The sequence below is a fragment of the Streptomyces sp. NPDC002574 genome (genome assembly GCF_042889545.1).
In the GTDB taxonomy this organism is placed as follows: Bacteria; Actinomycetota; Actinomycetes; order Streptomycetales; family Streptomycetaceae; genus Actinacidiphila.
On the sequence record NZ_JBIARB010000019.1, the window covers coordinates 18,277 to 40,514 of the forward strand.

Annotated in this window: 2 protein-coding genes; both read right to left on the bottom strand. The window is 75.2% G+C overall.

The genetic code is table 11. The features are described from left to right. Positions 1 to 207 carry an MbtH family protein gene (locus ACFYXS_RS34980; RefSeq protein WP_389255681.1) on the bottom strand — a complete coding sequence of 69 codons (207 nt, stop codon included), beginning with the start codon at positions 205 to 207 and terminating at the stop codon, positions 1 to 3. Then, the gene (locus ACFYXS_RS34985; protein WP_389255683.1) at positions 204 to 22,136 is read right to left on the bottom strand and encodes a non-ribosomal peptide synthase/polyketide synthase; all 21,933 of its coding nucleotides are present in this window, start codon (positions 22,134 to 22,136) and stop codon (positions 204 to 206) included. Before ACFYXS_RS34985 ends, ACFYXS_RS34980 begins: the two co-directional genes overlap by 4 nt. Between the last annotated feature and the right edge of the window lie 102 nt (positions 22,137 to 22,238).

The window sequence follows — 22,238 nt, forward strand, 5'->3', positions numbered from 1 at the left end:
TCAGGCTCCCTCGACGAGGCTCTTCGGGCGGAGGTCCGTCCAGTGGGTCTCGACGTACTCCAGGCACTCCTGACGGCCGGCCGGGCCGTGGGCGACGGTCCAGCCCGCGGGGACGTCGGCGAAGTCGGGCCACAGGCTGTGCTGGCCCTCGGTGTTGACCAGGACGGAGTAGACGCCGTCGGGGTTCTCGAAGGGGTTGCTGCTCATCGGGTGGATTCCTTCCGTGTGACCAGGGCCTGAAGGGCCCGGAACCAGGTCTGTGCCAGATCCCGGACGGCCTCCTCGGTGAGGAGTTCGCCGGCGTAGGCCCAGTGGGCGCCCAGCTCGGGGCCGCCGGGGCGGTCCTCGGTCAGGGCGTTGAGGGTGAGGGCGTGGGACATGGGCATCCCGGGGTCGGCGTCGAGGTCGGCGGCGTCGCCCTCGGGCGCGTACGACCAGTCGGCGGCCTCGGGGACGTCGAAGCGGCCCATGTAGTTGAACTCGATCTGCGGTTCGGCCAGTCGGGCCAGCTCGCGTCCCGTCACCGGGTTGAGCCGGCGGAGCAGGCCGTGGCCGACCCCCGCCGCCGGGAGGGCGGTCAGGTGCTCGCGGACGCGGCCGACGGCCTCCTCCGGGGCGAGCCCTGCCGCGCCCGGGTCGAGCCGCACCGGGACGACGCTGGTGAACCAGCCGATGGTGCGGGACAGGTCGGCGTTGCCGGCCAGTTCCTCCTCCCGGCCGTGGCCCTCCAGGTCGACCAGGACCGCGCCGCCGGGCTCCGCGCCCAGCACGCGGGTCCGCCAGTCGGCGACGGCCCGCGCGAACGCGGTCAGCAGGACGTCGTTGACGCTCGCCCCGTAGGCGGCCGGGACCCGGCCGAGCAGGGGTTCGGTGATCTCGGCGGGCAGGGTCATCGACAGGTAGCGGGTGCTCTCCACGGTGTCGCGCGCCGTGTCCAGCGGCCGGGCCAGGGGCAGGCCCGCGCCGTCCGCGAGGACCGAGGTCCACCAGGGCAGTTCGTCCTCGCGGGACGGGTCCTGGGCGCGGGCGGTCAGCAGCTCCGACCAGCGGCGGAACGAGATGTCCACCGGCGGCAGCGCGGGGGCGCGGCCCGCCGTGACGGCGTCCCACGCCGCCGCGAGGTCGGGCAGCAGGATGCGCCAGGTCACGCCGTCGACCACGAGGTGGTGGACGAGCAGCAGCAGGCGGCCCGGCCGTCCCGGCCCCGCGTCGAACCACACCGCGCGCACCATGTCACCGGTGTCCGGGTCGAGTCCGGCCCGGGCCGTGACCGCGTGGGCGGAGATCGCCTCGCGCAGCTCCGCGTCGCCCGCTCCGGCGACGTCGGCGCGGGCGAGCCAGGACGCCACGTCCACGGTGCCGGGGGCGGGGACGCGCAGCGCCCATTCTTCGCCGACCCCGCCGGTGGAGCACGGCTCGGTCCGTGTGCGCGCCAAGCGGGCGCGCAGCATGTCGTGCCGGTCGGCGACGGCCCGCAGGACGGCCAGCAGCCCCTTCTCGTCCATGTCCGCCGGGGTCCGCAGCAGGGCGGCCTGGTGGTAGCCCCGGATCGGGCCGCCGCGCTCGCGCAGGGCGTGCATGATCGGGGTGAGCGGGACGAGGCCCGTGCCGTCGTCGTGCGTGCGGATCAACTCGTCGCCGGCGAGCGGGACGGCGGCTTCCGCGAGCGAGGCCACGTCACGGAGCTGGAACACCTGGCGCGGGGTGATCCGCAGCCCGGCAGCGCGGGCCCGGCTGACGAACTGCATGGCGACGATGCTGTCGCCGCCCAGGGCGAAGAAGTCGTCGTCGGTGCCGACGGCCCCGGCGGGCAGTCCCAGCACCTCGGCGACGATCCCGCACAGGGTGCGCTCGGTGCCGCTCGCGGGCTTGCGGCCGCCCGTTCCGGTGGTGAAGTCCGGGGCGGGCAGCGCCTTGCGGTTCAGCTTCCCGTTGGACAGCAGGGGCAGCCGGTCGAGGACGACCACGGCGGCCGGGACCATGTACTCGGGCAGCACCGCCGCCACATGGGCCCGCAGGGCGGCCGGGTCGGCCGTGCGGCCTTCGGCGGGGACGACGTAGCCGACCAGCTGCCGGACCCGAGGGCGGTCCTCGCGGGCGGTGACGACGACCTGGGCGACGGACGCGTGTCCGGCCAGAGCGCCCTCGATCTCGGCGAGTTCGACCCGGTAGCCGCGGATCTTGACCTGGTCGTCGGAGCGGCCGGCGTATGCGAGCCGACCCTCCTCGGTCCACCGCGCGAGGTCGCCGGTGCGGTACATCCGGGCGCCCGGCAGGCCGTACGGGTCGGCGACGAAGCGCTCGGCCGTCAGGCCCGGGCGCCCCAGGTAGCCGCGGGCGAGCCCCGCGCCGGACAGGTACAGCTCGCCGGTGACGCCGGGCGGCACCAGGCGCAGCGCGGCGTCCAGGACGTACGCCCGGGTGTTGTGCACCGCGCGGCCGACGACCGGGCGGTCGCTGTCCGCCACCCGGCCGACGAGGGCGTCGACGGTGGCCTCGGTGGGCCCGTAGAGGTTGACCGCCTCCGTGGACTCCAGCGCGGCCAGCCGCGACCAGAGGGCGTCCGGCACGGCCTCGCCACCGACGCCGACCACCGCCAGAGGGCACCGGTCGTCGCGGATCAGGCCCGCGTCGGCCATCTGCGCCAGCAGGGACGGGGTCACCTCGATGAAGTCCAGTCCCTCGTCCCGGATCAGGGCGGCGAGGAGCTCGGCGTCGCGGCGTGTCTCGTCGTCGACGATGTGCAGCGCGTGCCCGTCGAGCAGCCACAGCTGCGGCTGCCAGGAGGCGTCGAAGGAGAACGACCAGGCGTGCCCGACGCGCAGGTGGCGGCGGCCGGTCAGTTCCTTGGCGCGGTCGTGGAGGTCGTGGCGGTGGCTGTGGAAGAGGTTGGCCAGGCCGCGCTGGGTGACGACGACGCCCTTGGGGCGGCCCGTCGAGCCCGAGGTGTAGATGACGTACGCCGGGTGGTCGGGTGCCGGGGCCCGCGGCGCGGCCTCCGGCAGCCCGTCGAGGGCGTCCAGGCGCAGCACCGGGACGTCGGTGTCCGGCAGGGACGCGGCCAGGGCGTCCGTGGTGAGGATCAGCCGCGGACGGGCGTCGGCCAGCATGTCGAGCACGCGGTCGGCGGGCAGGTCGGGGTCGATCGGCAGATAGGCGGCGCCCGCCGTCATCACGGCCAGGATCGCCGTGATGTGGTCGGCGGTGCGCGGCAGGGCCAGCGCCACGATTCCCTCGGGGCCCGCGCCCGCGCCGGCCAGCAGGCGGGCCAGCCGGTCGGTGCGTGCGGCGAGTTCGGCGAACGTCCACGTCACAGCCCTGTCGGTGACGGCGATCGCGTCCGGGGACGCCCCGGCCCGGGCGGCGAACAGGGCGGGGACGGTCGCGTCCGCCGCCTGCCCGAGCAGGTCCGTGTCGTTCCAGGTCTCCAGCAGCGTGTGCCGGTCGGCGTCGCCGAGGATGTCGAGCCGTCCGACGGCGGTGCCCGGGTCGCCGGCCATCGCCTCCAGGACGGTGACCATGGCCGACGCGATGCGCCCGGCCGCGGCGGGGGTGAACAGGTCGGGCCGGAACTCGGCTGTCAGACGCAGGCGTTCGTCGGGTTCGACGGCCCAGGCGAACGGGTAGTGCGTGGAGTCCTCGTGCTCGCGCACCGACAGGCGCAGCGCCGGCTTGTCGGCGTCCGCCGCCGCCTCGTCCGCCACCGGGTAGGACTCGAAGACCATCAGCGTGTCGAACAGGTCGCCGAGCCCGGCACCGCGCTGGATGTCGGCCAGCCCCAGGTACTGGTGGGGGAGGAGCCGTGACTGCTCGTCCTGCAGGCGGTCCAGGAGGGCGCCGACCGGCTCCTGCGGGCGCAGCCGGACGCGGACGGGCACGGTGTTGATGAACAGGCCGATCATCGACTCCACGCCGTCCAGCTCCGGCGGCCGGCCGGCCACCGTCGCGCCGAACACCACGTCGTCGCGTCCGGTCAGCCGGGACAGCACGATCGCCCAGGCCGCCTGCACCAGGGTGTTGACGGTCAGTCCGCGGCGCCGGGCGAGCGTGCCGAGCGCCTCCGTCAGGCGCTCGTCGGCCTCTACGGTGTGCGTGCTCGGCACGACCGGCGCCCGGTGGACGTCGGCGGGCACCAGGTGGGTGGGCTCCTCCAGCCCGTCCAGGGCCCCGGCCCAGGCGGCGGCGGAGGCCGCCGTGTCCTGCCGGGACAGCCAGCGCAGGTGGTCGCGGTAGGGGGCGGTGGCGGCCGGGGCGCTCCCGTCGTGGAGGGCGGTCAGCTCCGCCATCAGACGGGGCACCGACCAGCCGTCCAGCAGCAGGTGCTGGTGCGACAGCACCAGGCGGTGGCCACCGTCGTGGGTCCGGGCCAGCAGCAGCCGCAGCAGGGGCGGTTCCGCCGGGTCGAAGCGGCGCCGCTCCTGGAGCAGCAGGCGCTCCCACTCCGCGTCCCCGTCCGGCACGTCCACCTTGCGCCACGGCAGCGGCACCGAGCGAGGCACCACGGCCACCGGACGGCCCGAGGAGAGGTAGCGGAAGCCGGCGCGCAGGCTCTCGTGCCGGTCGAGCAGCGCCTGCCCGGCGGCGCGCAGCCGCTCGGCGTCGACCGGGCCGTCGAGGTCGTACGAGACCTGGACGGTGTAGACGTCGGGGCCCTGGTCGCCGCTGTCGAAGGAGGCGTGGAAGAGCAGTCCGGCCTGGAGCGGGGAGAGCGGCAGCGCTTCCGCCGCGCCGATGCCCGCCAGTTCGGCCCGTTCGGCGTCCGTGACGTCCGGCAGCAGCGCCGTGTCCTCACCCGCGTCCTGGCGGACGGTGTCCACGGCGGCGGCGGCCAGACCGGCCGGCGTCTTGTGCCGGAAGACGTCGCGCGCGGTGATCGTCAGGCCCGCGGCGCGGACCCGGACGACGAGCTGCATCGCGACGATGCTGTCGCCGCCCAGCCGGAAGAAGTCGTCGTCGGGACCGACCCGTTCGAGGCCGAGGACGGCGGCGACGAGCTCGCACATCCGCGCCTCGCGCGGGGTGCGCGGCGGGGTCGCGGTGACCTCGGCGGCGAAGTCCGGCGCGGGCAGCGCCGCGCGGTCCAGCTTGCCGTTCGGCGTGAGCGGCAGGGCGTCCAGGACCACGAAGGCGGCGGGCACCATGTGCTCCGGCAGCGCGGCGCCGACGTGGGCGCGCAGGGCGGCCGTGTCCGCCTGCTGTCCCGGGGCGGGCACGACGTACGCCACCAGGCGCTCGTCGCGCAGCACGACGGCCGCCCGCGCGATGCCCGGCCGGCGGGCCAGCACGTTCTCGATCTCGCCCGGTTCGACGCGGAAGCCGCGCAGCTTGATCTGGTCGTCGGCCCGGCCCAGGTACTCCAGCTCTCCGTCGCCCGTCCAGCGCGCCAGGTCGCCGGTGCGGTACATGCGGCTCGCGGTCGGACCGTACGGGTCGGCGACGAAGCGCTCGGCGGTCAGCCCGGCCCGGCCGAGGTAGCCGCGCGCCAGCTGGACGCCGGCGAGGTAGAGCTCCCCGGTCACGCCCGGCGGTACCGGGCGCAGCGCCGCGTCGAGCACGTAGGTGCGGGTGTTCCACACCGGCCGGCCGATCGGCACGGCGCCCGCGCCGGCGGGGACCTCGTGGGCGGTGACGTCGACCGACGCCTCCGTGGGCCCGTAGAGGTTGTGCAGGCCGGACGCGCCCAGCACCTCGTGGAAGCGGGCCGCGAGCGGTGCGGGCAGCGCCTCGCCGCTGCACAGCACCCGGTGCAGGCCGGTGCAGCCCGCCGCGGCGGGCTCGTCGAGGAAGACCCGCAGCATCGACGGCACGAAGTGCGCCGTCGTGACGCCGCGCCGCCGGATCAGGTCGGCCAGGTAGGCCGGGTCCTTGTGGCCCTCGGGCCGGGCCACGACCAGCGTCGCGCCGGTGATCAGCGGCCAGAAGAACTCCCAGACGGAGACGTCGAAGCTCGACGGCGTCTTCTGCAGCACGCGGTCGTCCGGGGTGAGCCCGTAGGCGTCCTGCATCCACAGCAGACGGTTGACGATGCCCTCCTGCGGCACGACGACGCCCTTGGGGCGGCCGGTCGAGCCGGAGGTGTAGATGACGTACGCCGGGCGGCGCGCGTCGTAGGCCCGCGGCAGCGGGCCGGTGGCGGCCCGCTGCGAGGGGGTGCCGTCGGCGTCGACCAGCAGGCGCGGCGCATGGGTGTCCGGCAGGGCCGCGCCGTCCGCCGTCACCACGCACACCGGCTCGGCGTCGGACAGCATGAACGCCAGCCGCTCCGCCGGGTAGTCGGTGTCGAGCGGCAGATAGGCGCCGCCCGCGCGGTGCACCGCGAGCAGTGTGACGACGAGGGCAGCCGAACGCGGCAGCGCGACGGCGACCGTCGACTCCGGGCGCACGCCGGCGCCCGCGAGGGCGTGGGCGAGGCGTTCGACCCGGGCGTCGAGCTCGGCGTAGGTCACCGCGGTGTCCTCGACCAGCAGCGCGGTCGCGGACGGGGTGGCCGCGGCCTGGGCGCGGAACAGCTCGGGGAGGGTGAGCTCCGGCACGGCGCGGCCGGTGGCGTTCCACTCCTCCAGCACCCGGACGCGTTCCTCCGCCTCCAGTACGTCGATGCGCCCGACGGGCCGTCCCGGCTGTGCCGCGACCTGTTCCAGCAGCCGTTCCATGCGCCGGGCCAGCAGTTCGGCGGTCGGACGGTCGAAGAGGTCGGCGCTGTACTCGATCCAGCCCTGGATGCCGTTGCCCTCGCCCTGCTCGACGAAGTCGAAGCTGAGGTCGAACTTGGCGGTGTCCTGGCCGGCCGGCTCCTGCCGGACCGTCAGGCCCGGCAGGACGGGCGTGCCGCCGCGCTCGGAGAGGTGGACGACCATGACCTGGAACAGCGGGTGCCGGGCGAGCGAGCGGGCGGGGTTGAGGGCTTCCACGAGACGTTCGAAGGGCAGGTCCTGGTGCTCGTACGCGGCCAGGTCGGTCGCCCGGACGCGGCGCAGCAGCTCCGCGAAGTCCGGGTCGCCTGACAGATCGGTGCGCAGCACAAGGGAGTTGACGAAGAAGCCGACCAGGTCCTCCAGCCGCTCGTCCGCGCGGCCGGAGACGGGCGCGCCGAGCGGGATGTCGTCGCCCGCGCCGAGCCGGTGCAGCAGGGCCGCGACCGCGGCCTGGGAGACCATGAACATGCTGGCGCCCTCGCGGCGGGCGAGTGCGCGAAGGGCCCGTTCCAGCTCGGGATTGATCGTGAAGCCGACGGTGCCGCCGGCGTGCGAGGACTCCTGGGGACGCGGCCGGTCGGTGGGCAGCGCCAGTTCCTCGGGCAGGCCGCGCAGCGCCTCGGTCCAGTGGGCGAGAAGGTCGTCGCCGGACTCCTCCAGCAGCTCCCGCTGCCACAGGGTGTAGTCGGCGTAACCGACCCGCAGCGGCGCCCAGTCGGGGGCCCGGCCGGCGGCGCGCGCGGCGTAGGCGGTGCCGAGGTCGGTGAGCAGGGCCCGGTCCGACCACTCGTCGGTGGCGATGTGGTGGAGGACGAGCAGCAGCACGTGCTCGTCCGATCCGGTCGCGGACAGGGCCGCGCGCAGCGGGAGTTCGCGCTCCAGGTCGAACGGCCGCGCGGCGATGCCGGGCAGCTCGGCCTCCGGGACGGTGCCGGGCGTCACTCGCGCCTGCTCCGGTTCCAGCACGTGCTGGTACGGCACACCGTCGACGGCCGGGAAGACCGTGCGGAGGGTGGTGTGGCGGGCCAAGAGGTCGTTCAGTGCCGCCTCCAGCGCGGCGCGGTCGAGGGCGCCGGTGAGGCGCCAGGCGGTCGGGAGGTTGTAGGAGGCGTCGGCGGAGTGCACCTGGTGCAGCAGCCACAGCCGCCGCTGGGCGGAGGACAGCGGCAGCCGCTCCGGGAGGGCACGCCCGGCGGTCAGGGCCGGACGGGCGGCGGCGCGCGGGCCTTCGAGCAGGGCCGCGAGCCCGGCGACGGTCGGCGCGTCGAAGACGGCGCGCAGCGACACCTCGGCGCCGAAGACCGTACGGATACGGCTGACCAGGCGCATCGCGAGCAGCGAGTGGCCACCGAGGGCGAAGAAGTCGTCGTCGATGCCGACCCGTTCCAGGCCCAGTACGGCGGCGAACTGCTCGCACAGCACCTCTTCGCGCGGGGTGCGGGGCAGTCGCCCGCCCACGGCCGCCGACAGGTCCGGCGCGGGCAGTGCGGCGCGGTCCAGCTTGCCGTTGACGGTGCGCGGCAGGGCCGCGAGCCCGACGAAGGCGGCGGGCACCATGTGCTCGGGCAGTACGGCGGCGACCTGGGCGCGCAGCGCCGCCGGGTCGGCGTCCTGTCCCGGGGCGGGCACGACGTACCCGACGAGGCGCGGCACGCCGGGGGTGTCCTCGCGGACGACGACGGCGGCCGCCGAGACGCGCGGGTCAGCGGTGAGCACGGACTCGATCTCGCCGGGCTCCACACGGAAGCCGCGGATCTTGACCTGGTCGTCGGCGCGGCCCAGGTACTCCAGCGTCCCTCCCCCAGCCTCCGGCCGGGGGGACCCCCAACGGCGGCGTGCGAGGTCGCCGGTGCGGTACATGCGCTCGCCCGGCGCCCCGAAGGGGTCGGCGACGAAGCGCTCTGCCGTCAGGTCCGGGCGTCCCAGGTAGCCGCGGGCCAGGCCCGCGCCGGCGAGGTACAGCTCGCCGGGCACGCCGGCGGGCGTCGGGCGCAGCCGCTCGTCGAGGACGTGGACGCGCACGTTGCCGAGGGGCGCCGCCCACTCCGGAGGCCCGCTGTGCCGGCCGTACGCGTCGACGGAACTCTCGGTGGGGCCGTAGAGGTCGTGCACCTCGGTACCGGGAAGGGCGGCCAGTTGCCGCCAGAGCGCCGCCGGGGTGGCCTCCCCGCCCACGGTGAGGACGGCGGGCGCGTGGCCGCCGCCGTCGAGGAAGCCGTGGTGCATCAGCTCGACCAGGTAGGTCGGGGTGAGGTCCACGTAGTCGGCGGCCTGCCCCTCCAAGTGGGCGAGCAGTGCGGCCGGGTCGGTCATCGTCGTCTCGTCCACGACGTGCAGTTCGTGACCCGCGAGCAGCCAGAGCAGCGGGTCCCAGGAGGCGTCGAAGCTGAACGAGGCGGTGTGTGCGGCCTTGAGGACCTGCCGGCCGGTGGCCAGGACCGCCGGCTCGATCATGTCCCGCAGATGCGCGCCGAAGAGGTTGGACAGGCCCTGGTGGGTGCCGATGACGGCCTTCGGGGTTCCGGTGGAGCCGGAGGTGTAGATCGTGTACGCGGCTCCCAGGGCGGGGTACGCGGACGGGCGGACGAACTCCCGTGCCTCGGGCAGCGGGCCGTCCAGCAGCAGGCGCGGGGCGCCCGGCGCCGCCGGCAGCCGTTCGGCCGGTTCCGCCGTGGTCAGCACGCACACCGGTGCCGCGTCGCGCAGCATGAACTCCAGGCGCTCGGCAGGCAGGGCCGGGTCGAGCGGCAGATAGGCGGCACCCGAGGCGAGTACGCCCAGGATCGCCGGGACCATCGCGTGCCGGGGGAGGGCCAGGCCCACCACGGTGCCCTCGGCCGCGCCGTGCCGGCCCAGCAGGGCGGCGACGGCGTCGACGCGGTCGCCCAGTCCGGCGAAGGTCAGCGTGCCCGCGGAGGTCACCAGCGCGGTGCGGTCGGGGTGTGCCCGCACGGTGTCGGCGAGGATCTCCGGAATCGCGCGGGTCTCCGCCGGGTACGCGGTGGCGTTCCAGACGCGCGCGGCGGCCTCGTGCTCGGCGGCCGTCAGCAGGTCGAACTCCGCCAGCGGGCGGTCCGGGTGCGCGGCGGCCTGCCGCAGCAGCAGGACCAGCCGGCCGGCGAGCAGCGCGGCGGTGTCCTCGTCGGCGAGGTCGGTCGCGTACTCCAGCAGCAGCGCCAGCGGGCGTGCCTCGCCTTGGTCGACGAAGGTGAAGTCGAGGTCGAACTTGGCCGTGCCGGTGTCCATGTCGAACCATTCGGTCGGCAGACCGAACACGTCGGGGTCGCCGTCCGGGCGGTGGTGGTAGCCCAGCATCACCTGGAACAGCGGGTTGCGGCCCGCCGCGCGCGGCGGGTTCACCGCCTCCACGACCCGGTCGAAGGGCACGTCCTGGTGCTCGAACGCCTCGAGCGCTGTTTCGCGCACTCTGCGCAGCAGTTGACGAAACGTCAGGTCATCGCCGGACAGGTCCGTGCGCAGCACGAGCGTGTTGACGAAGAAGCCGACGAGGTCGTCGAGACCGCTGTCGGTGCGGCCCGCGATGGGCGCGCCGAGCGGGATGTCCTCACCCGCGCCGAGGCGGTGCAGCAGCGCGGCGGTGGCCGCCTGGAACAGCATGAACATGCTGGTGCCCGTCGCGGCGGACAGCTCCCGAAGCTCCCGGCCCAGGCGGGCGGGCACCTCGCTCCGCACGACCGCGCCGACGCCGGTGGGCGCGGCGGAACGCGGCCGGTCCAGCGGCAGCGACAGCTCCTCGGGCAGGTCGCGCAGCCGCTCCGTCCAGTACCCGGTCTGCGACGCGCCGGCGCTGTCGAGCAGCCGCTCCTGCCACAGCGTGTAGTCCGCGTACTGCACGGGCAACGGCTGCCAGGCCGGTGCCGAGCCCGCCGTACGGGCGGTGTAGGCGGCCGTCAGATCGGCCATGAACGGGCGGTCGGACCACTCGTCGGTCGTGATGTGGTGCAGGACGACGGCCACCACGTGGTCGTCACCGCCGACGCGGAACACCTCGCAGCGCAACGGCAGTTGCTCCGCCAGGTCGAACGGGCGCCGCTGGGCCGCCTCGATCAGCCCCGGGAGGTCGCCCTCGGCGCATCCGGTGACCGAGAACGCGGGCAGCGCCTCGTCCGCGGGGACGATCCGCTGGTACGGCTCGCCCTCCCGCTCGCCGACGAGGGTGCGCAGTGCCTCGTGCCGCGCCGTCACGTCGTGCAGGGCGTGCCGCAGGGCGTCCGTGTCCAGGGCGCCGCGCAGCCGGAAGACCAGCGGGAAGTTGTACGCGGCACCGCCGCCGGTGAGGCGTTCCACCAGCCACAGGCGCCGCTGCGCCGCGGACAGCGGGACGCGCTCGGGGCGTCGGGGCGCCGCGGCGAGCGCGGGGCGCGCGGGCCGTCCGGCGTCCGCCCGGCCCGCGAGCCGCGCGGGCGTCGGGGCCTCGAAGAGGTCGCGGATGGCCAGTTCGGCGCCGAGCTCCGTGCGGGCCCGGCTCACCAGGCGGGTGGCCAGCAGCGAATGCCCGCCCAGGTCGAAGAAGTTGTCCTCGGCGCCCACCGACGGCAGGCTCAGCACCTCGGCGAACAGCCGGCACAGCACCTCTTCCTGCGGGGTGCGCGGCCCGCGCCCGCCACCGAGGGCCACGGCCGGCTCGGCGACGGGCAGCGCCCGCACGTCCAGCTTGCCGTTGGCGTTCGTCGGCAGCCGGTCGAGCGTGACGAAGGCCGCCGGGACCATGTACTCGGGCAGCTCGCGCTTCAGGTCCTCGCGCAGCACTCTCACCAGGGCGCTCTCGTCGCGGCCCGCCGCCGGGTCGTTGGCGTACGGCGCGGTGCCGCCGCCCGGCCGGTAGAGCCCGGCGGTGGTGCCGGTGGTGTCGCCGGGGACGAACACGGCTTCGTAGGTGCCCGCTTCCTCGGCCCACGTGGTCAGCACGCGGTAGCCGAGCTCGGCGCCCAGCTCGTGCAGCGTCTCGGGGTCCACGCCGCCCGGCCCGACACGGCCGTCCGGGATCGCGGTGACACGCAGCCGCTCGGGGCGCCGTTCGCGCAGGCGCTCGACGAGGTCCCGCGACCACGTCGCAAGGGGCTCGTCGCCCAGCCGCACCGCGGGTTCGCCCCGGTACAGCACCGCGTCGTAGCGGTGCCGGGTGAGCTCGTTGTGGTGCAGGCCGCGCTTGGTGCGCAGGTCGAGACCGTAGCCGAGCCCGGCGAAGAAGTCGGGGTCGACCAGGAGTTCCTTCTCCAGCCGCAGGGCGCGGTCCACGGCCCGCTCGAACTCGGCCTCGGCGGTGCCGCGGGCGTGCTGGATCTCGGTGTGGAAGGTGCGGGCGAGCCGCAGGTTGCGCACGTCGCCGACGAAGAGCGCGCCGCCGGGGGCGATCAGGTCCATGGCGCCGCGGACGACCGACTCCAGGTAGGCCGCGCTCGGGAAGTACTGGATCACCGAGTTGATCACGAGGGTGTCGAAGTACCCGGTGGGCAGCCCCGCGAGGTCGTCGGCGGGCCGGCAGCGCAGCTCCACCTTGGCCGCCAGCTCCGGGTCCCTTCGCAGCTCCTCGCCGATCTTGCGGATGACGGGGGCCGCGAAGTCGGTGGCCCAGTACGCCTCGGCCTCCGGCGCCAGCCGGGACAGCAGCAGGCCGGAGCCGACGCCGATCTCCAGGATCCGGCGCGGCCGCAGTTCGCGGATGCGGGCGAGGGTGGCCTCGCGCCACTCGTGCATGTCCTCGAAGGCGATGGGCCGCCCGTCGTAGGAGCTGTTCCAGCCCGCGTACTCCTCGGTGAAGACGGCGGTGGAGATCTCCTCGTACTCGTCGGAGTAGATCTCCTGCCACTCGCCGACCTGGGCCCGCTCGGTGGACTCCCGCTCGCCCGCGTCCACGGGCGCGGGGACGACGTAGCCGATCAGCCGGTCGTCGCGGACGACGACGGCGGCCTGGGAGACCCGCGGATGGCGGCTGAGGGCGGTCTCGATCTCGCCGGGCTCGACACGGTAGCCGCGGATCTTCACCTGGTCGTCGGTGCGCCCGAGGAAGTCCAGGCCGCCTCCCCCAGCCTCCGGCCGGGGGGACCCGCAGCCCCGGCGCACGAGGTCACCGGTGCGGTACATGCGCTCGCCCGGCTGCCCGAAGGGGTCGGCGACGAAGCGCTCGGCGGTCAGGCCGGGCCGGTCCAGGTAGCCGCGGGCCAGGCCGACGCCCGCGATGTACAGCTCGCCGGGCACGCCGTCCGGCACCGGACGCAGCCAGGCGTCGAGGATGTGCGCGCGGGTGCCCCTGATGGGGCGGCCGACGGTGGGCGTCGCGCTGTCCTGGGTGCCGCCGCCGAGGGCGTTGATGGTGTACTCGGTCGGGCCGTACAGGTTGTAGCCGTACGTGCCCTCGGTGTCGCGCAGCCGCGCCCAGACCGTCTCGGGGACGGCCTCGCCGCCGAGCAGTACCAGCGGCGGGACGTGCCCGTCGAGCAGCCCCTCCTCGATGAGGAGGCGGGCGTAGGTCGGGGTGACGTTGACGACGTCGATGCGGTGCCGGTCGCAGTAGCCGGTGAGGGCGTGCGCGTCACGGCGCAACTCCTCGTCGCAGATGTGCACTTCGTGGCCCTCGACCAGCCACAGCAGCTCCTCCCACGACATGTCGAAGGCGAAGGAGACGGTGTGCGCGACACGCAGCCGCCGCCCGCCCGCCGACGCGATCGCCGGGGCGAAGATCTCCTTCTGGTGGTTGAGCTGCATGTTCGTCAGGCCCCGGTAGGGGGTGACGACGCCCTTGGGGCGGCCGGTGGAGCCCGAGGTGTAGATGACGTACGCGGGGTGCTCCAGGCTGAAGCGCGCGGTCACCGGGGCGTCGGACAGCTCCGCCAGTTCGGCGGCGACGGCGGGGTCGTCGAGGAGCACGCGCGGGGTGTCCGCGTCCAAGGTGGCCGATACCGCGGTGTTGCTGAGCAGCAGGAGCGGCCGGGCGTCCTCCAGCATCAGGGACAGCCGGTCGGTGGGGTGGTCCAGCTCCAGCGGCAGGTAGGCGGCGCCGGTGCGCAGCACCGCGAACAGGGCCACGACCATGTCCAGGGAGCGCGGCAGGCCCAGCGCCACGACCTTCTCCGGGCCCGCGCCGCGGGCGAGCAGCAGACGGGCCGTACGGTTCACGGCGGCGTCCAGTTCGGCGTAGCGAAGCGTGCGCTCGCCGAAGACCAGCGCGGTGTCGTCCGGGGTGCGGGCCGCCTGCGCGGCGAGCAGGTCGGCGATCGTCTCGGTCGGCTCGGGCACCCGGCTGCCGGCCCACTCCCGCTCCAGCGCGGCGTGTTCGGCGGGCAGCAGCGGGTCGAGGCGGCCGACGGGCGCGGTCAGGTCCTCGGCCATGCGCTCCAGCAGCACGGTGAAGCGGTCCAGCAGCGCGCGGGCGGCCTCGTGCGACATGACGTCGGGCCGGTGCGCGAGGGTGACGAGGACGCGCCGCCCCGGGGTGACGATGAGGTTGACGGGGTAGTGGGTGGCGTCGACATTGGCGACGGCGGTGGCGCCGTGCTCGGTGCGCAGCCGTTCCAGCCGCTCCTCGGTGTCGTTGTTGCGCAGCACGAAGAGCGTGTCGAACAGCCGGCGGTGCCCGGTCTCGGACTGGAGCACGCCGAGGCCCAGGTACTCGTACGGCATCAGCTCCAGGCGTTCGTCCTGGATCCGCCGCAGCAGGTCCAGGACGGGCTCCGCCGGGTCGAGGGCGACGCGGGCGGGCACGGTGTTGAGGAACATGCCGATGACGTTTTCGACGTCCGGCACCTCGGTCGGGCGGCCCGCGACGGTGGTGCCGAAGACCACGTCGGTGCGGCCGGTCGCGGAGGCCAGGGTCAGGCCCCAGGCGGCGTTGAGCACCGTGTTGAGGGTGAGCCCGTGGGCCCGGGCCCGCTCGCGCAGCGCGTCGCCGAGCTCCGCCGCGAGCAGCGCGTCCAGCTGCTCGGGGATGACGGGGGCGAGTCCCGCGTCGGCGACGGCAGGGGCCAGCAGGGTGGGCTCCTCCAGGCCCGCCAGCGCGGTGTGCCAGGCGGCGGTGGCCGCGGCGTCGTCCTGGGTGCCCAGCCAGGCGAGGTAGTCGCCGTAGGAGCCGGGGCGCGGCAGGCCGGTGTCGTCGCCGCCCGCCGCGTAGAGGGCGAAGAGCTGGTCGAGGAAGAGCCACGCCGACCAGCCGTCCCACAGGATCAGGTGACGGCCGATGACGAGGCGGTCGCCGAACTCCGCGCCCCGGCGTACGAGCAGCATGCGGAACAGCGGCGGCGCCGACAGGTCGAAGCGGCGGGTGCGCTCCGCGTCCAGGAGCGCGCGCAGCCGCGTCTCCTGCTCGGCCTCCGGCAGCGCGGACAGGTCCACCGTCTCCAGCGGCACCTCGGGTGCCTCGACGATGAACTGCACCGGTTGGCGCAGCCCGTCGCTGGTGAACCCGGCGCGCAGCCCGGGGTTGCGGGCGAGCAGCGTGCGGGCGGCGGCGCGCAGCCGGTCCTCGTCCAGGCGCTCGGCGAAGTCGAAGGACTCGTGGACGGTGTAGACGTCCAGGGCGCCGTCGTCGTACGCGGAGTGGAAGAACAGGCCTTCCTGCAACGGGGCGAGCGGCCAGATCTCGGCCGGTGCCCCGCCGGCGAGCCCGTGCAGGCGCGCGGTCTCCTCGGGCGTCAGGTCGGGGCGGACGGGCCCGGTGCGCTCCGCGGCCACGGCACCGGTGCGCGCGGCCAGGGCGAGCGCCGCGGGGGTGCGGTACTCGAAGACGTCGCGCGGACTGAGCTCCAGGCCGGCCGCGCGGGCCCGGCCGGCCACGCCGATCGAGCTGATGCTGTCGCCGCCGAGGAGGAAGAAGTCGTCGTCCGGACCGGCGTCCTCCAGGCCCAGCACGGCCGCGAAGACCTCGGTCAGCGTCCGCTCCCGGTCGGTGCGCGGCGCGCGAACGGCGGCGCGTTCCACCTCGGGCGCGGGCAGCGCGCCCCGGTCCAGCTTGCCGCTCGGGGTCAGGGGCAGCGCGTCCAGCACCACATAGGCGTCGGGGACCAGGGGCGCGGGCAGCGCCGTGGTCAAGGCGGCGCGCAGGGCGGCGGTGTCCGCGCGGCCGCTGCCGCCCTCGGGCACCACGTACGCCACGAGCCGCTGCTCGCGCACGGTCACCGCGGCCTGGGCGATGCCCGGCAGACGTACGAGGGCGGCCTCGGTCTCGCCGGGCTCGATGCGGTTGCCGCGCAGCTTGACCTGGCGGTCGGTGCGGCCCAGGTACTCCACCACCCCTTCCGCCCGCCGGCGCACGAGGTCGCCGGTGCGGTACATGCGCTCGCCGGGGGCGCCGTAGGGGTCGGCCACGAACCGCTCGGCGGTCAGCGCGAAGCGTCCGTGGTAGCCGCGGGCGAGCTGTACGCCGGTGAGGTACAGCTCACCGGGGACGCCGTCCGGCACCGGGCGCAGACCGGAGTCCAGCACGCGAAGTCCCGTGTTCCACACCGGTCGTCCGATGGGCACGGTGGTGCCGGGGGAGCCGTCGAACCGGTGGTGCGTCACGTCGACGGCGGCCTCGGTGGGCCCGTACAGGTTGTGCAGCGGTACACCGGTCAGCGCGAGCCAGCGCGAGGCGGCACCGCCGGGCAGGGCCTCGCCGCTGCTCAGGACGCGGCGCAGGCCGGCCGCCCACGACGCGTCGGCGGTCACCTCCGGCGCGCTCAGGAACGCCTCCAGCATGGACGGCACGAAGTGCAGGGTGGTGACGCCCTGTTCGCGGACGAGTCCGGCGAGGTAGGCCGGGTCGCGGTGCCCGTCCGGACGGGCGAGGACCACGGCGGCGCCCTCGCACAGCGGCCAGAAGAACTCCCACACGCTGACGTCGAAGCTCGACGGGGTCTTCTGCAGCACGCGGTCGTCGGCCGTCAGTCCGTACTCGCCCTGCATCCAGGCCAGGCGGTTGACGATCGCGCGGTGGGTGACGACGACACCCTTGGGCCGGCCGGTGGAGCCGGAGGTGTAGATCAGGTACGCGGGGTGGTCCGGGCCGGCCGCCGCCCCGCCCGCGGCGGGCGCGGGACCGTCCTCGTCGGGGGCGTCGATCAGCAGCGGCGCCAGGCCGTCCACTACGGGCAGCCGTCCGGCGTCGGCCGCGGTGGTCACGACCGTCGTGGCGCCGGAGTCGGCGAGCATGAGGGCCACACGGTCGGCGGGGTAGGCCAGGTCCACGGGGAGGTAGGCGGCGCCGGACTTCAGGACGCCGAGCAGCGCGACCGTCAGCTCGGCGGACCGCGGGACGGCGACCGCGACGAAGCGCTCCGGCCCGGCGCCGCGGGCGCGCAGCCGCGCGGCCAGCGCCTCGGCGCGCGCGTCGAGTTCGGCGTACGTCAGGGTCGTCGCCTCGTGCACGACGGCGGTGGCGCCGGGGGTGCGGGCGGTCTGCGCCGCGATGGCGGCGGGCAGCGTGGTGGCGGGGACTTCGCGGGCGGCGCCTTCGAGGTGGGCGGCGTCCCGCTCGCGCGGGGTGAGCAGGTCGACGGAGACCACGGGGCGTCCGGGGTCGTCAGCGATGGCCTCCAGCAGCAGGGTGAGCCGGCCGGCGACGGCCCGCACGGCGTCCGCGTCGATGCGCCGCGCGTGGTGCTTGAGCCGCAGGTCCATGCGGCGGCCGGGCTTCACGATGAGCGCGAGCGGATAGTGGACGGTGTCGTGGAAGGCGTGGCCGGTGACGCGCACCGTGCCCGAGGGGTCGGCGAGCCCGGTCCCGGCCGGGTAGTTCTCGAACACGACCAGGGTGTCGAAGAGTTCACCGGCACCCGCGTGCCCGGCGGCCCGCTGGATCTCGGCGAGACCCAGGTGCTGGTGGTCCAGCAGGGCGCTCTGCTCGTCCTGCAGACGGCGCAGCAGTGCGCCGAGGCTCACGGACGGGTCCCAGGCCAGTCGGGTCGGCAGGGTGTTGATGAACAGGCCGACCATGGAGGCGATGCGGTCGACGGCGACGTCGCGTCCCGAGACGGTGGTGCCGAAGACGACGTCCTGCTGCCCGGTCAGCCGGCCCAGCAACAGGCCCCAGGCACCCTGCACGACGGTGCCCAGGGTGACCCCGAGTTCGCGCGCGCGGGCCGAGAGGCGGGCGGTGACCCGCTCGGACAGCTCCACGCGGACCTGCGCGGGCTCCAGGGGGCGGCCGTCGGCGGGGATGTCCACCAAGCGCGTCGGCCCGTCGAGTCCGGCCAGGGCCGCGTGCCAGGCGGCGCGGGCGGCTTCCCCGTCCGCGGCGGCGATGCGGCGCAGGTAGGTCCGGTAGGCGGGGACCTCGGGGAGCGGCGCGGGGTCGGGCGCGTACAGGGCCATGAGCTCGCGGTGCAGTACCGGCAGCGACCAGCCGTCCGCCACGATGTGATGGAAAGTCAGCAGCAGGCGGCTGCGGCCTTCTTCGAGCCGGACCAGCGCGCAGCGCAGCAGCGGCGGCCGGGCGAGGTCGAAGGGACGGGCCCGCTCGTCGGCGGCGACGGCGTGCGCGAGGCCCCGGCGCACACCGTCCTCCTGCGCGGAAAGATCCACCTCGCGCCACGGCAGTTCGGGGTCCCGGACGACGACCTGCACCGGGCGCCCGTCGCCGAGCTGCCGGAAGCAGGCCCGCAGCGGCGCGTGCCGCTCCAGCAGCCGCCGCATGGCGCGCCGCAGTGCCGCGCCGTCGACGTGTCCGGACAGCTCGACGGCCTGCTGGACGACGTAGGCGTCGTGATCGGCGCCGTCGACGAGCGCGTGGAAGAAGAAGCCCTCCTGCAGCGGGCCGAGCGGCAGCACCTCCTCGACGGGTTGCCGCAGGTCGCCCCGCAGGGCGGCGAGTTCGGTCTCCGTCGGCTCCAGCAGAGGGGCGTCGTGCTCGATGCCGTCCTGGTCGGTGTCCTGCGCGACCCGCGCGAGCCCGGCCACCGTACGGTGCCGGAAGACGTCCCGGGGGGTGAGCCGCAGTCCCGCGCCGCGGGCGAGCACGAGCAGCTGGATCGCCACGATGCTGTCGCCGCCCAGGGCGAAGAAGTCGTCGTCGATCGTGACCGAGCGCACGCCGAGGGCCCGTGCGTACAGGGCGCACAGCAGTTCCTCGCGGGCGTCGCGCGGGGCGCGGCCGGAGCTGAGGGCGGCGTAGTCGGGCACGGGCAGGGCCGCGCCGTCCAGCTTGCCGCTCGGCGTCACCGGGAGCCGGTCGAGCGGTACGAGGGCCGCCGGGACCATGTACTCCGGCAGGAACTCCGCCGCGTGCGCGCGCAGCGTCCGCATCAGCGCGGAGACGTCGCGGAAGGGTGCCGGGCGGTTGGCGAGCAGGCGTCCGGCGCCGGGCCGGTACAGCGGTCCCGGGGCCGCGTCGCCGGAGGTGAAGACGGCGTCGAGACTGCCGTCGTCGGCGTCGCCGGTCCAGGTGAGGGCGACGGACAGGCCGTGCCGCGCGGCGAGTTCGTGCAGCGACTCGGGATCGACGCGGCCGACACCGTCGGCGCCGTGGTGGCCGCTGTCGTCCAGGGCGGCGAGCGCGTCGAGGTCCTCGGCCAGCCGGGCGTTGGGCACCGCCGTGACCCGCAGCCGCTCCGGACGCGCGGCGAGCCGGGCGTCCAGCGCGTCGAGCGTGCCCAGCGTGGCCCACGCGATCCCGTCACCCGCGTCCGGGTCCCCGTCCGCGTCCGCGGCCACCGTGCTGCCGGCCGGGCGCAGCACGACGTCGTAGCGGTAGCGGGTCAGCTCGTTGTGGTGCGTGCCCCGCTTGATCCGCACGTCGGCGGCGAAGCCGTCGAGGCCCGCGAACCAGTCCGGATCCACGAGGAGTTCGCCCTCCCACACCACCGACCGGTCCACGGCCGCGCGCCGCGCCTCCTTGTCGTCGGCGCCGGAGGTCCCGTCGCCGGAACCGCGGCGGCTCTCCACCGCGGCGCGCAGCGTGCGCAGCAGCCGCAGGTTGCGGACGTCGCCCACGAAGAGGGTGCCGCCGGGCGCGAGCAGCGCCGCCGCCTTGCGGAGCACGTCCTCCAGGTAGTCCGCGCCAGGGAAGTACTGGGCGACGGAGTTGATGACGACGGTGTCGAACCACCCCTCGGGCAGCCCGGCGGTGTCGTGCGCGGGGCGGGCCGACAGCTCGACGTGCCCGGCGAGTCCCGGCACGCCGCGCACCTGTTCGCGCAGGGCGGCGACCGCCTCCTCGGAGACGTCGGTCCCCCAGTACGTCTCGCAGCCCGGAGCGAGCCGGGAGAGCAGCAGGCCGCTGCCGACACCGATCTCCAGCACGCGCCGCGGCGCGAGCCCGGCGATGCGCTCGGCGGTGGCCGCACGCCACTCGCGCATGTCCGCGAGGGGGATCGGCAGCCCGTCGTACATGCTGTTCCAGCCCGCGAAGTTCTCCTGGAAGCCCTCGGAGCCCGCGGCCGCGTAGAGCAGTTCGTGCAGGTCCTTCCACTCCGCGACCTCGGCGTCGCCGTCGAGCGAGGGCACGACGTAGGCGGCCAGGCGCCGGTCGCCGGGCCGGTCCTCGCGGACGACGACGGCGGCCTGGGCGACGGCGGGGTGGGAGCGCAGCACGGACTCGATCTCGCCGGGCTCGATGCGGAAGCCGCGGATCTTGACCTGGCTGTCGACGCGGCCGAGGAACTCCAGCCGCCCGTCGGCCTTCCACCGCACCAGGTCGCCGGTCCGGTAGAGCCGTTCGCCCGGCGCGCCGAAGGGGTCGGCGACGAAGCGCTCCGCCGTCAGGCCGGGCCGCCCGAGGTAGCCGCGGGCGAGTCCGGCGCCGCCGAGGTGGAGCTCTCCCGCGACACCGGCCGGCACCGGCCGCAGCCGGCCGTCGAGCACGTATGCCCGGGTGCCCGGGTCGGGCACGCCGATGGGCACGATGGTGCCGGGCGGGGTGTCCGGGTCGCACAGTCCCAGCGTGGAGTTGGTGGTCGCCTCGGTCGGGCCGTAGGCGTTGAACATCATCCGGCCGCGCGCGTAGCGGCCCACCAGCTCGGGGGAGACCCGCTCGGTGCCGGCGAGCAGCGTCGCCTCCGCGGGGAGGTGGACGTCCTCCGGCATGGCCGCGAGCAGCGCCGGCGGCAGGATCATGAAGGTGATGCCGTGGGCGTTCGCGTAGTCGGCCAGCGGCGCGCCCGGGACGCGTCGTTCGGACGGCACGACGACCAACTGCCCGCCGGAGAGCAGGCCGAGGCACAGGTCCCAGAAGGCGACGTCGAAGCTGGGGGAGGCGAACTGCAGTACCCGGCTGTGCGGGCCGATGCCGAAGCGCTCGCTCTGGGTGGCGACGAGCTTGGCGACGCCGGCGTGCGAGAGCACGACGCCCTTGGGGCGGCCCGTGGAGCCGGAGGTGTAGATGACGTACGCGGCGCTCGCGACGGTCAGCCGCCCGCCGAGGTCAGGGCCGGTCGCGGGCAGGGCGCCGAGTTCGGCCTCGGTGGCAGGGTCGTCCAGTACCAGTGAGGGGACCTCGTCGGGCAGTTCACCGGTCATCTCGGAGGTGGTGACGAGGCAGACCGGAGCGGCGTCGGCGAGCATGTAGGCGACGCGGTCGGCGGGGTAGTCGGTGTCGACCGGCAGGTAGGCGGCGCCCGACTTGAGCACCGCCACCTCGGCGACGACCAGCTCCGCCGAGCGCGGCACCGCCAGCGCCACCACGGTCTCGGGCCCCGCGCCCCGGGCGATCAGGGCGTGGGCCAGACGGCCGGCGCGCGCGTCGAGTTCGGCGTAGGTCAGGCGGACGTCCTCGAAGACCAGGGCGGTCTCGTCGGGCCGGGCGCGGACCTGCTCGGCGAACATCGCGGGCCAGGTCGCGAGCGGCACGTCGTGGGCGGTGTCGTTCCACTCGTGGAGGACGCGGTGGCGCTCGGCCTCGGCCAGCAGCTCCAGTTCGCCGACGGCGCGGTCCGGGTGCGCGGTGGCGTCCGCGAGCAGCGTCGCGTAGTGGCCGAGGACGCGGTCGACGGTGTCGGTCCCGAAGAGGTCGGGCCGGTACGCGGCGTGGACCTCGCCGGGCGTCACACGCAGTTCCAGGTCGAGCGGGCCGCCGGCCCAGTCGCCCGCGTCGAGGCCGGTGTTGCAGATCCGCCCGCCGCCGCGGGTCGCCGCCGCGCCCAGGGCGTCGGCGAGGGCGGGGACGGGCACCCGGTGGGCGCGGGCCTGCGCCACGGCGCCGGCGACCTGGGCGGTGAGCCCGGCGAAGGTGGTGTCGGTGGTGACGGCGACGCGCAGCGGCAGCCCGTCGTGGGCGAGGACGACATCGCCGGCGCCGCTCCCGTAGTGGTGCAGCAGGGCGGCGTACGCGGCGAGCTGTTCCGCCTCGCCCGGTACGGGGCCGGACAGGGCGTGGGAGCGGACCGGTGCGGGGCCGCAGGGCCGCTGCGGATACGGGAAATCGACGGGGAGAACGGTCTCCTGTGCGAGCGGAATCAGCCGCCCCCGCCAGAATTCCCTTGCCGTCGCCGTCAGTTCTTCGTTACCCGACACAGGTGCCCGTGCCTCCCCTTACATGCGGAACCGACTCGGCCGAGTCGTGACCGGTCGCCATATTAAGGTAAGCATTACCTAACTTGATAGCCCCTCCGGTGT